At 41.2% G+C, this 13,142-nt stretch carries 12 protein-coding genes; 6 read left to right on the forward strand and 6 right to left on the reverse strand.

The genetic code is table 11. The features are described from left to right. Nucleotides 1-103: 103 nt before the first annotated feature. The 6 genes from EGI32_RS12685 to EGI32_RS12710 form a co-directional block, all read right to left on the reverse strand. Nucleotides 104-1,150: a radical SAM protein gene (locus EGI32_RS12685; RefSeq protein ID WP_255155733.1), complete on the reverse strand. Its 1,047-nt coding sequence runs from the start codon at nt 1,148-1,150 to the stop codon at nt 104-106. 18 nt (nt 1,151-1,168) lie between these two features. Then, nucleotides 1,169-1,657 (reverse strand): hypothetical protein, encoded by a 489-nt coding sequence (locus tag EGI32_RS12690; protein WP_255155734.1) that lies wholly within the window; start codon nt 1,655-1,657, stop codon nt 1,169-1,171. A 201-nt stretch (nt 1,658-1,858) separates the two neighbouring features. After that, nucleotides 1,859-2,764 carry a hypothetical protein gene (locus EGI32_RS12695; protein ID WP_255155735.1) on the reverse strand — a complete coding sequence of 302 codons (906 nt, stop codon included), beginning with the start codon at nt 2,762-2,764 and terminating at the stop codon, nt 1,859-1,861. 660 nt (nt 2,765-3,424) lie between these two features. Next, complete coding sequence (locus EGI32_RS12700) at nt 3,425-3,910, reverse strand: hypothetical protein (protein ID WP_255155736.1); 486 nt, start codon at nt 3,908-3,910, stop codon at nt 3,425-3,427. A gap of 204 nt (nt 3,911-4,114) precedes the next feature. After that, a complete protein-coding gene (locus tag EGI32_RS12705; RefSeq protein WP_255155737.1) occupies nt 4,115-4,714 on the reverse strand; it encodes a hypothetical protein in 600 nt (199 codons plus the stop codon). A 224-nt stretch (nt 4,715-4,938) separates the two neighbouring features. After that, the gene (locus EGI32_RS12710; protein ID WP_255155738.1) at nt 4,939-5,466 is read right to left on the reverse strand and encodes a hypothetical protein; all 528 of its coding nucleotides are present in this window, start codon (nt 5,464-5,466) and stop codon (nt 4,939-4,941) included. Nucleotides 5,467-5,587: 121 nt separating this feature from the next. Here EGI32_RS12710 and EGI32_RS12715 point away from each other — a divergent pair, with 121 nt between their 5' ends. The 6 genes from EGI32_RS12715 (at nt 5,588) to EGI32_RS12740 (ending at nt 13,095) form a co-directional block, all read left to right on the forward strand. After that, complete coding sequence (locus tag EGI32_RS12715; protein ID WP_255155739.1) at nt 5,588-7,162, forward strand: C1 family peptidase; 1,575 nt, start codon at nt 5,588-5,590, stop codon at nt 7,160-7,162. 164 nt (nt 7,163-7,326) lie between these two features. Further along, nucleotides 7,327-7,818 (forward strand): thioredoxin family protein, encoded by a 492-nt coding sequence (locus EGI32_RS12720; protein ID WP_255155740.1) that lies wholly within the window; start codon nt 7,327-7,329, stop codon nt 7,816-7,818. A 271-nt stretch (nt 7,819-8,089) separates the two neighbouring features. Continuing rightward, nucleotides 8,090-8,569, forward strand: a complete 480-nt coding sequence (locus EGI32_RS12725; RefSeq protein WP_255155741.1) for a DUF4442 domain-containing protein — start codon at nt 8,090-8,092, stop codon at nt 8,567-8,569. A 243-nt stretch (nt 8,570-8,812) separates the two neighbouring features. Further along, nucleotides 8,813-11,155, forward strand: coding sequence for an NADP-dependent malic enzyme (locus EGI32_RS12730; protein WP_255155742.1), 2,343 nt, complete (start codon nt 8,813-8,815; stop codon nt 11,153-11,155). 131 nt (nt 11,156-11,286) lie between these two features. Next, nucleotides 11,287-12,024: an ABC transporter permease gene (locus tag EGI32_RS12735; RefSeq protein WP_255155743.1), complete on the forward strand. Its 738-nt coding sequence runs from the start codon at nt 11,287-11,289 to the stop codon at nt 12,022-12,024. A gap of 288 nt (nt 12,025-12,312) precedes the next feature. Continuing rightward, entirely contained in the window at nt 12,313-13,095 is a 783-nt protein-coding gene (locus EGI32_RS12740) for an ABC transporter ATP-binding protein (protein ID WP_255155744.1), read from the forward strand. Nucleotides 13,096-13,142 lie beyond the last annotated feature (47 nt).

Below are 13,142 nucleotides of genomic sequence, written 5' to 3' on the forward strand. Positions count from 1 at the left end.
ACACTCATCACAATTATTGTATGCAATCCCTAAAGCATCAGTTAATATCGGTGTCATATCAAAATAAAAACAAGATTCCTTTTCCATATTATTGTGTTTATAATTATGCAAAAACGCTTTCCACTTCATTTTCAAATTTATTATCTGATAAATATCCTAAAGCAAGTGTTGAATAATACTTATCTAATATTTTCTCTTCTATTAATTTATAATTTTCAGATAGCACTTTTTTGGCGATATCATCAGTATATAGGTGTAAACAAGTTTCACAAATGTGAACTGAATTAACAGGTAGTTCATATTCGGGGTGATGGCTTTTAATAAAGTCAAGTATTTTTTCAGGACCCTCAACGTGTAGCCAAATTTTTAATAAATCTGGTTGTTGTGATTCAATAACCTCCTTTAATGTTTTATTTTTTATAGAACCTAGTGATAAATCTGCAATTTTTTCAAGGTGCAAGCCACAACAGGCTATTAAATTCTGGTCAGGGTTAACTGTTATAACATTTAACACTGTTGAACAGGTTGTTTTATTTTTTTCCTCAAATCTTGTATGCTTTCTTTCGTATTCAAAATCTATTTCGCCTTCATTATGCATCCAAACATTTCTTTGTATGGTTAAGAGTCCATTTTTTTGATATGAATTTAGAATCTCGTTTTTTAAGAAAAAATCAGCATTAAAATCATCACCTTTAAAAATCTCAATATTGATTACAGTTCTCATTTTTAGTTCTAAACTTGCCAATGCTGCATTTAAGACATACTCTTTCTTGACATATTTACTATGAAATGTCCCTGTACTAAAATTAATTTCATTTAATCCTGAATCGTAAGCTCTTCTAATTCTACTTGTAGCTGATTCTTTTGATGTTCCCCAATAACCATTTGTCACACATCTTGTTTTAAGATTGTATGAAGTTGCTCTTTTGATTAAATCGTCTAAATTTCTATTTAGAAGGAAACACTCACCACCTGTAAAGACAACAACTTTTATACTACCAATTTCAGATGCTTCATCTATTAATGTGTGAAGTCTTTCAATGGGGATTGATTTAGTAATTTTTGGTGTGCAATGAAAACAACAATGATCGCAAGCTGCAGTGCATTGATGTGTAGTTATTAATGATAGTATTTGTGGTCGTATGTACATAAGGTTTTTTTGAATCTATTAAATAACAAATACACCAACAACTACAACAGCTGCAGCAGCAACAGCAACTTGTGTTACGGCTGCAACATTTGCCCAAACTGTCGCAGCTACAACAGCTTCTACTGCAATTGCAATATCTGTTGCTACATCTGTCTCAAAAGACTTTAATTCAGTTGAAATTATATCATTAGCACATTCTTGAAGTCTTTTGTAACCAACAGGATATTTTGTTGTCAGTAAAGTATGAAACTCTTTTCCTTCGGATTTTAGTTTTTCGACTGGATATTTCCCATCCTTTACTTGCACATATTTAATTACTAAATCTTTGCTAGTTTTTTTAAATATAGGGTCATTGAGCATAGATAATATTTCACTTGCCGTTATAGGAAGTTTTGTTTTTTCCTTAGAAAGGCTCTTGAATGATTTTGAATCTTCCAAAGAAATTAAAAATGTTTTTAGGCTTGTATTGTTATTTAAGTCTAATGGTAGATTAAATTTTGATTCCATTTTGTTTTGTTTTTAATTTTAAATATTGTTTGTTAGTGTTTTAAAATTATGCACAACGGATACGGCTTGGCGATGTGGCGGTATTTGAAAATCGTCAGCCCGTAACCGCTGTAAGATTTATAAATAAAAGTTCATTGTTATTCTATTGCGTGGCTTTATTCGTCGCCCAGCCATATTCCAAACCGCCTGTTAGCTGCAGTTCTATTCATCTTCATTGTCAATTGTTATTGAAAGTGCGGCGGAAATTGGACTTGACTTTTGGTAAAGTAATTCTTGTAAAGTCTCGAAATTTGGAGAGTCGTCAATCAAGCCTTCTTTACATCTCATAATTAAGTCAGCTACGAAATATTCGAATCGCCAACCCCCGGTATGTTCTTCATTCATAAACTCTCCGGTTAGCATATACTTAATGTCACCATATGAGGGCATGTGATTTTTGGGATGGATTGTCAACGCTTCATCTAAAAAATCTTTCGTCATAACTCTACATCCAACTTTGTTTTCATCCATATCAAGTTGTCCTTCAAATGGAGATGTAATGGTATGAGGAATTGTTAATGGGTTATAAAACAAGTAATACATGTTTATTCCAAATCTTGTCTGAAAAGAAGACATTGCATGTTGCTGTTCACTTTCCTTTTTGAAAGCTTTATACTTTGACTTTTCTTCAAATTTCAAAGTTCTCATTTTTACTTTATCTAAATGTTCAGCTTTAGTGTCTAGAAGTCGTCCCATGCCCATTCTACCGTAAGGGTCTCTTTCAGGAACCTTGACATTATCGGCATACAATTTTTTGGATTGAAGAAAAGCCATTTTACTTCTGACAATTTTGCCTTTCTTTCTAAAAATAACCATCAGCCCAATATCAGCAACTTCCCATGTTTCATAATGTCGACCTCCGCCAATAAAGTGAGCTTCAAAGCGGACATTCCAATTCGGATTTACTCTAACAGGTCCACCAAACTTGGAAAAATACGCAATAAAATTATTGTCTAATGACTCTTCCCTAATTCCAGGGAACATAGATAATGATTGTGCAAGTTGATTATTACAGTTTGCAAAATGATTTCTAACATAGTCCATTATTTCTTCTGGAATTGTATACATGGTGTCCTATTAAATTGAATATAACAGTAGTTTGATTATAGTAATGGTGTCTCTCAGAGTTGCCGCTAACTCAAAAAATGTACGAAGCCAAACCTTAGTCTGCCCATGCGCATATTTTTTAAACCCCTGTGCAGCAGCTATTTAAAAGAATATACGAGCCCACTTCCAGCTTCGTAAATACAAGTATGTTTATTGAAAAAAATATTCCCAGTGAAGAGCATAAGGTTACGGTACACCAATACTAACAATTTCATTTCAAAAATGCAAATCTAAAAACCGTAAAATATAAATGCCTATGGCGGGGCTTACAAATATTGGTGTAGTTAAATAGGTTTGTCAGATGATGTTGTTGGTGCTCCCCAACAACGGCGAAAAATGATGTTGTTGGTGATAACACCAACAACGGCGAAAAATCTAAAAACCGTAAAATACAAATGCCCCTGGTGGGGCATTCATTAATGCTCTATGAGAAGATCGATAAGTGTGATACGCCACAGGGCTGGGGTTATCGCTATTGTCAGCCCGGCAACTTAACCCGATTGAAAAACGAATGATGAAGTTAACAACTAAAGCCAATAGAATTTGCTCAAGCCAATATTAGATGATATAGTACAACGGATGATTGTTATTCCGTCCGCCAGCTTTGCGGCAAACCTTTTGTTAGCGGTAGTTTTTTTCTAATTGTCTGAAATAATAAGTTTCAGCAATGTAAAAATCCCGATATTTTTCCTCGTCTTTTAATAACTCGTAATACTTCAATTCGCTTCCTAATTTTTGGTGAATTTCATTCATAAAGTTCTCCCAATGTATCTCTGTTTTTTTATTATCAATAAATAAGATTGGTACCGAATCTTCCGGAACTATAAAATGTTGACCATAATATGCTATTCCAAATGTTTTTAGTTCTGCCTTCGAAATAAAATCAAAAACCTTCTTTGTTGGATATTCATGAGTATAATGAATAATAGTATTCATAAATTCTTCTACAGTTAAAGCGTCAGATGTTACAGACACCATTGTTTCATATTCGGAATGCCCCATTAAAAGAGGTATAATCACACAATTCTTTTCTTTAAAATGGACAACATCTATTGGTATTGCATTTTCAATTTGAGTAGTAATTATGTAACATATTTCTTGTCCCATTCTTTTATAGCTTTTTATTGTCTGGTTGGAATTTCTTCGATTACACCAAAATTACCGCTAACTCATAAGTTGACGGAACTTAATCTTACATGCACATTACGAATTTTTTCTAAACGATTTATCATCAATATTTAAAAAAAATATCCGAAAGTATTCCCCGGTTTCGCAAATACAAGTAAAAACCCTTGTTGTGTGCAGGCTATTTTAGCTCTGCCATAGAAATTTTGCAGTCTTGCCCTTGATACAGTCAAACAAGTAAGCAACACCACCGCCACCAAAATTCATTGCTGTTCTATGGTCTGGACCTTCTTCCAATTGAGCCACAAATCTCATAGGTTTATTACAACAATCGCATTCCGGCGTTTCGTCGCCTTGAATCCAACTTGGTTCTCCATACAGCTGTCCCAAAACATCTCTTTTATTTCCTTCCCAATTTTCTCTGGCGCTGTCATAATCAACATTTTCAGTTTCAGCTATGGTTACTCCATATTCTGTTTCTCTGATTGATAATTTAGCGTCAGTAGGTTTGAAAAACTCAAGATTTTTTTCGTCAATAATAATAGCTTTATTTCCCCCACCTTCGGCATCCCAGTCGTCACACATTCCGGGGTCATTATTGCACATAAAAATCAATTCAATTCCAATGTCCGTTTTAATCTTTCCTTGATATTGCATTTCAGCTTCGCAGGTTCTGCATTTAGGCCATTCAACTATTTTGTCAATTTCTTTAACAGGAAGTCCACCAAAACTGGTTTCTTCAAGTATACTTTTTTTTGAATTGTCGGCAACTAATAGTCTTATCATATTTTTTATTTTGTGTTACGGTTGTCCTTTAGCATTGCACACAAGGAACAGGGCTTTATGCAGGTTGGGAATTAGAATTTCATGTGCCCCGAGCTACTGCTGATTGAAAATATTTTGTTGAAGTTCGCCGTTGTTGGTGTTATCACCAACAACGGCGAACTTCAACGAATGCCCAAAGGAACTTTCAGTTGAATGGATTATCAATTATAAATTATCCATTGAACTTACCACTGTATCCCATCTCCGCTAAACTGCCTCACGATCAACGAATCTGCTGTTTCCTTCTCTATGATCTGCCTGCCGGGGAAAAGCGTTTGCGCCGTATTGCCGCAAAATTGTTGAACGGTGATCTGCGAGTAAGTAAAACTGTTATCAAGCTTGTAAGTTTTTTTCAGCCGGTGAAAAAATTTTTTACAATAATCACAACTCACCTTCACAGCTGTATACGTTGGTTTTTGATAAAAACAGTTCATGGTGAGGCGTATGCCAACTTCGGGCATGTTCATGAAAAACAGGGAGTCATTGACCAGCCAGCAGAATTTTTCGTCATACTTATAATATGAGCAGGGGTTGCTGAATGTGGCACTCATTTCCGCAGCGGTTTTATTGCATACGGTGCCCAGCGGATTTCCGGTGGCATCTATTAATTGCCAGCAAAATTTGCCAGACACCGGCGGATCATCCTGCTTGCAGGAATAAAAAATGAATGCGGGAAAAAAAGAAAAAAGGAAGATGCGGTATAATATTTTCATAGGTCAGGTTTAAGTGACTGCTACAAGTTACAAACTATTTTTATTCAGCAAAAAATCTCGCAAGGGATAATATGCATTTATAAATTATAACTGTACATTTAAATACTAAATTAAACTTACTATGGCACTTCGTATGGTGGATGACGATCCAAATGAACAGGAAGATTATAACGATAATTCCGGCGGTGGTGGTGGAAGAAACACCGGCGGTGGCGGAATGGGGGGCGGATTGATCGCTTTTTTACCCCTTTTGTTCAGTCTTTTCAAAGGCGGCAAAGGAATGATCCTGCTGATCATCCTGGCAGTGGGCGGATATTTTGTTTTTAAGAATATGGGCGGCGGTGGCGCCAACTCCATCGTGCAGAATCTTTTTTCGCAGAGCGGGTATAATTACAATCCTGAAGAATTTAAAAAGGCGAAGGTGTACGAAGGCCTCGAAGATGATAATACCAAAAATCCGTTGCCGGAAGCCGTATCACTGGCGGCTTTTGCCCCGCAACGTGGCGACCAGGGCAAACAAGGAAGCTGTGTAGCCTGGAGCAGCGCTTATGCGGCACGTACCGTACTGGAAGCCGCCAGCACACGCACCCCGCCCGATCAGCTGGCCTACAGCCCGGCATTTCTCTACAACAATATTGCCCTGGAAGATTGCCAGGGATCGTACATACAGCGGGCCATGGAATTTATGCAGACCAAAGGCGCCGTGAAAATGGAGAATTTTCAATACGATGAAAATGACTGCAGCAGGCAGGCGAGCAACTCTTTACTGCAGGAAGCCTCTGCCAACAAGATCCACGGCTTTCACCGTCTTACTGAAAGTGATGATGTGAACGGGATCAATATCCGTGCTATCAAGGAGCACCTGGCCAAAGATGCGCCGGTGGTGATCGGCATGATGGTAGGAGGCTCGTTCATGCAGGAAATGATGGGACAGAAAGTATGGCACCCGAGTGGAGAAGACCGGCAGCAGATGGGCTTTGGCGGGCATGCCATGTGTGTGATAGGGTACGACGACAGGGTAGAAGGCGGCGCTTTCCAGATCATGAACAGCTGGGGCCCGCAATGGGGACAAAATGGTATTGCCTATGTACGCTACGGCGATTTCAAAGAATTTGTAAGAGAAGCTTATGGCCTCGATCCGCTGGCCAAAAGGGGCGCTGCGCTCAATGTGGCTTTTGAATGTACTGTCGGGTTGATCAACAATGAAAACAAGCAGCCTATTGCGTTGAAAGCGGGCACGGGGAATGTTTTTCATACCGTGGCGCCCATTAAGAAGGGTACTAAATTCAAGATGGAGATCAAAAATGCACTGGAATGTTATATCTATATTTTCACGCCGATAGAAGGAAAAAGCACCGTGTTGTTTCCATACAAACCCATCCATTCCGCTTATTGCGGCATCACCGGTTACCGGTTGTTTCCCCGTAAAGAATCCATCCAGGCAGATGATATAGGCAACAAAGAGATCATGGCGATCGTGGTGAGCAAAACCGAACTGGATTATAAAAAATTGAATGATGCCATCAATGCCAGCACACAGGCCGATTTTGCGGCAAAGGTGAATGAAGCAGTGGCTGCCAATGCGATCAAAAATGTTTCGTTCAGCAACAGCGCCAATGGAAGTATTTATTTCAAAACGGCGGCTGATCAGAATAGCGTGGTGGCCACGATCGTGGATATAGATAAGAACCCCTAAATCCCCTGAAGGGGACTTTGATCTGAGCGGAGATGACCCCGGAGGTTTTCAAAACCTCCGGGTGTCTGTTCCGAAAGTCACTGCGAGGAACACAGCAATGCCCGTTCTTTCATCATCCGTGTAATTCGCTTTAATTCGTGTAATACTTTTCCTAATTTTGTTGTATGAAAAAACTCACCCTCCTCCTCACGCTTATCCTTTTCGTAAACATATTACTGGCACAGGAAACCAAATTATACGATCCCTCCGCCAATGCCGAAAAAGACCTCGCCGCTGCGGTAGCCAAAGCAAAAGCCGAACATAAATATGTATTGGTACAAGCCGGTGGCAACTGGTGCAAATGGTGCATCGAGTTTGCCCGCTTCGCGAAAGCTGATCCAAAGATCGATTCGGTGATCAACTCCTCTTTTGTATGGTATCACCTCAATTACAGCAAAGAAAATGAGAACAAGGCCACCCTTGCCAAACTCGGGTACCCACAGCGTTTCGGGTTTCCTTCCTTTATCATTTTAAATGAAAAAGGCGAACGTATCCACACACAAAACAGCGAATACCTCGAAGACGGGAAAAAAAGTTACGATCAGCGAAAAGTACAATCGTTCCTGGAAATGTGGACGCCGCATGCATTGGATCCGGCGATGTACGGGAGTAAATAGTTGTTAGTTGTTAGCGCTATATAATTTGAGCTCCTTTATTTTGGGAGCTTTTTTAATTTGAGGGGTTCTTAAATAAGATGCTGGTTGCCGGATGCTGGTAGTTTACATTAAGTTATCTTCACCCCGGTCTTCACCAGTTCGTATAATTCGTGAATACAATTCGTGTCTTTAAAAGTTACGTGGTTGGCCGGGAGGCCACACCACGGCTTCTAACAAATGATCTTCGCTAATTCGTGTAATTCACTTTAATTCGTGTAATAAAAAAAATATAATGAGCCCCAAGTTTCTCCAACTGGTCACACATCCTTTCAAGTTTCGCCTTTTTTTGCTGACAAAATTGCCCAGCGCCTATTTCAGCGGGGTACGTGTACGCTATGTGGATGAAGAAAAATGCCTGGTGACGGTACCCTACAAATGGTTCTCAAAAAACCCTTTCCGCAGTACTTATTTCGCCTGCCTCTCCATGGCGGCCGAAATGAGCACCGGTGTATTGGCCATGGCCAGTACTTTTGAACAAAAACCTGCTGTAAGCATGCTTGTGCTGAAAATGGAAGCCAACTTCATCAAAAAAGCTTCTGGCATCACCACTTTTACCTGCGACGAAGGCAGCAGGATACAGCAAGTGGTGAGGGAAGCCATGTCGTCCGGAAAAAGTGTATCCGTTACCGTAAGGGCTGTTGGCAAGGATAAAGAGGAAAATATTGTGGCGGATTTTGCCATCACCTGGGGATTTAAAGCCAAAGCAAGCTGAAATACAGAGTATTATCTATGATCTATGATCTGTGATCTCTTTGGATTTGAAGTACTTATGCTTTTGGGAACTCATCCGATCCGAAAGAGATCATAGATCATACATCTTTCGGTATTACCAAACCTAAAATGACTAAATTGCAGCCTTTAATGTTCACTTTCAACTTGTAAAGAAAACCGGGCATCGTAGATCATAGATCATACATCATAGATCATAGATCATACATCATACATAAAAAGATTTATGTCAAACGAACTTCGAAAACAACAGGCATTAGAATATCACTCCAAGGGCAGACCCGGTAAGATCGAGGTTATTCCCACCAAAGAAGCAAAAACACAGAGGGACCTTTCCCTCGCATATTCTCCCGGCGTAGCAGAGCCATGTAAAGAGATAGCTGCCAATCCCGACGATATTTATAAATACACGGCCAAAGGAAACCTGGTAGGGGTGATCAGCAATGGTACGGCCGTACTCGGTTTGGGAAATATCGGTCCCGGTGCCAGCAAGCCGGTGATGGAAGGGAAAGGGGTGTTGTTTAAAATATTTGCAGATATAGATGTATTCGATATCGAGATCAATGAAACCGATCCCGTAAAATTTGTAGAGATCGTAAAAGCCCTGGAACCAACTTTTGGCGGCATCAATCTCGAGGATATCAAAGCTCCGGAATGCTTTTACATAGAGCAGGAGTTGCGGGCAAAATGTAATATCCCCGTGATGCACGACGATCAGCATGGCACTGCCATCATTTCTTCGGCGGCATTGCTGAATGCGCTGGAAATACAAAAGAAAAAGATCGATAAGGTAAAATTTGTGATCAATGGCGCAGGCGCTGCTGCAATGGCCTGCATCAAACTGTACGCATCGCTTGGCGCAAAACCCTCCAATTTTATCTTGTTTGATAAAGACGGTGTACTGCACAAAGGCCGGAAGGATATTGAAGAGCTGAAACAACAGTTTACTGTTGAAGAAAAATACAAAGACTATGATCTGGCCAAAGCATTGAAAGATGCGGATGTGTTTGTAGGCCTGAGTGTAGGAAATGTGGTTACGCCTGAAATGATCAAAACGATGGCGAAGAACCCCATCGTTTTTGCTATGGCAAATCCTGATCCGGAGATCACGTACGAACTGGCCGTGGCTTCCCGCAAAGATCTCATCATGGCCACCGGCAGAAGCGATTATCCTAACCAGGTAAACAACGTATTGGGTTTCCCTTACATTTTTCGCGGGGCATTGGATGTACGTGCAACGCAAATCAATGAAGCGATGAAACTCGCTGCAGTAAAGGCTTTGGCAGAACTGGCCAAAACCACTGTGCCGGATATCGTGAACCTGGCTTACAACGAAAAGAACATCGCCTTTGGCGCAGATTATATTATTCCCAAACCGGTTGACCCAAGGTTGCTGGCAACAGTGGCACCGGCAGTAGCGAAAGCTGCTATGGAAAGCGGGGTAGCCCGTCAGCAGATCACCGACTGGCCGGCCTATGAAATTGAGCTCAACAAACGCCTCGGCCTGGATAACCAGCTCAGCCGTGTTATTGGTAACAAAGCAAGAAGGGATCCGAAACGCGTTGTGTTTGCCGATGCTGAAAACGCGAAAGTGTTGAAAGCCGCACAGCTGGTACAGGATGAAAAAATCGGGTATCCGATACTGTTAGGTGATGAGAAAAAGATAAAGAAAATAGCGGCATTGAACTCTATCGACCTGGATGATATGCCGATCATTGACCCTAAAGGGGAGGAAACGGAAGAATTGCGTAAGCAGTTTGGAGAAGTATTTTTTGAGAAACGGATGCGTAAAGGGGTCAACCGTTATGAAGCCTACAAGATCATGCGGGAGCGTAACCACTTCGGCTGTATGATGGTGGAAACGGGCATCGCCGATTGTATGATCAGCGGGCTGAGCCGCAATTACCCGGATGCTATCAGGCCTGCATTGCAGATCATCGGTACCGAGCCTGGCGTAAAAAAGATCGCCGGCATGTACCTGTTATTTACAAAACGTGGCCCGCTGTTCCTGGCAGATACAACGGTCAACTTCAATCCTACTGCCGAAGAACTGGCAGAGATCACTTTGCTGGTGGCAAAAGAAGTGAAACAGTTCAATATCGTTCCCAAAGTAGCGATGCTTTCCTATTCTAATTTCGGCAGCAGCGATTCCCCTGAAGCCGCTTTAGTACGCAAAGCCCGCGAACTGGTTAAGATAAAAGATCCTGACCTGGTGTGCGATGGTGAAATGCAGGGGATCCTTGCTTTCAACAAAGAGATACTGAAAGAGAATTATCCTTTTACCGAGCTGGTGAATGGTGACGTGAATACACTTATTTTCCCCAATCTCGCGGCTGGTAACATCGCCTACAACCTTTTGCAGGAAGTTGGCGGCGCGGACAGCATCGGCCCTATTTTGCTGGGGTTGAACAAACCGGTGCATGTGTTGCAATTGGGCAGCAGCATCCGCAGTATCTACAACATGGTGGTGATAGCGGTGGTGGATGCGCAAGGCAAAACCAAGACCGACGCTAAGGAGGAAATGCGTAAAAGCAAATGGTGGAAACGTAGGCCGAAAACTACGGCATAATAATGGTACTATTCTTCGACTGTCAGTCTGAGCTTGTCGAAGACAGAATTTGATAACGGGGTTGTGCTTCGACAAGCTCAGCATGACAGCTATTTTGACGATAAGCTGAATTCATATTATAATTGAACCGAATGAACTTTTTTACACACTTAGGCAAATATCTCCTGATGCTGAAAGGCATGTTCAGCAAGCCTGAAAATGCCAAGCTATACTGGAAGGAATTCATGCATCAATGCGCCGATATCGGTGTGGGGTCGCTGGGCATCGTGAGCATCATTTCCCTCTTTATGGGTGCGGTGAGTACGGTGCAGACTGCTTACCAGCTGGTGAGCCCGCTGATCTCAAAGAGTACCATTGCGCAGATCGTACGCGACACGGTGATACTGGAATTTGCGCCTACCTTGGTGTGTATTGTACTCGCCGGTGTGATCGGCAGTAAGATCGCGAGCGAACTGGGTAATATGCGGGTGAGTGAACAAATTGATGCACTCGAGATCATGGGGATCAATACAAAAACATACCTCGTGATGCCGAAGATAGCGGCAGCATTGGTAACTATTCCATTGATGGTGATCCTTGCGATGGTGCTGGGAATATACGGCGGCCGTTTTGCCGGCTCTGCGGCCGGAATTTTATCTACCGACACTTTCGATAAAGGGCTGATGGAATCCTTCATGCCCTTCAACGTCACATTCGCCCTCATAAAGGCCTACACATTTGCATTTTTTATCAGCAGCATACCTGCCTATTTTGGATATTACGTAACAGGTGGTTCGCTGGAGATCGGCCGTAGCAGCACGAAATCTGTGGTAGTGACGTGTATCGTTATTTTATTGTCGGATTATATCCTGGCAGCAGCTCTTCTTTAGTTCAAGAGGTTCAAGAGGTTCAAAAGGTTCAAGAGGTTCAAAACGTTTGTGAAGCCGTCAACCTTTGAGCTCTTAAACTTTTAAACCTTAAACCTTGAACCTTTTTAACCTTTTGAACTGTTTAACCTTTTGAACCTTTTGAACCTTTTGAACTGTTGAACCTTTTGAACCTTTTGAACTGTTGAACCTTTTGAACCTTTTGAACTGTTGAACCTTTTGAACCTTTTGAACTGTTGAACCTTTTGAACTGTTGACCTTTTGAACCTTTTAAACTTTTGAACTTTCTTTATGATTGAATTTAAAGATTTACGAAAAAGCTTCGGCGACAAGGTCGTTCTCGATGGGGTGAGCCACGTGATGGAAACGGGCAAGACGAATCTCATCATAGGTACGAGCGGCAGTGGTAAAACGGTATTGCAGAAATGCCTGGTAGGCTTATTTGAGCCCGATGAAGGTGAGATCATCTACGACGGCGTGAACTTTACCGATATGGTGGAAGACGAGCGTAAACTATTGCGCCAGCAGATAGGCATGCTGTTTCAGGGGTCGGCCCTGTTTGATAGCATGACGGTGGAAGATAATATCAAATTTCCTCTGGACATGTTTACCAACGACAACAACACTACAAAGATGAAGCGTGTGAATGAAGTGTTGGAAAGGGTAAACCTGAAAGATGCGAACAAAAAATTTCCTGCAGAGATCAGTGGAGGTATGAAAAAAAGGGTAGGTATAGCAAGGGCGATCGTGCTCAATCCTAAATATCTTTTTTGTGATGAACCCAACTCGGGCCTTGATCCTAAAACATCGATGGTGATCGATAAACTGATCAAGGAACTTACCGTGGAATTCAACATCACTACCGTTATCAATACCCACGATATGAACAGTGTGATGGAGATCGGCGATAATATCCTCTACATGGTAGATGGTAAAAAAGAATGGACAGGCAACAGCCAGGAGATCATTTTCTCCGATAACCAACAACTCAACGAATTTATTTTCGCCTCCGAATTCTTACAGGATGCCAAACACATGAGGATGATAGAAGCGAAAGAAGGGAAGAAAGGGTAGAAATTACGAATTAAACATTACGAATTACGAATGATGGTTTCAATCCG

This window comes from Ferruginibacter sp. HRS2-29 (assembly GCF_024343615.1).
Lineage (GTDB): Bacteria > Bacteroidota > Bacteroidia > Chitinophagales > Chitinophagaceae > Ferruginibacter.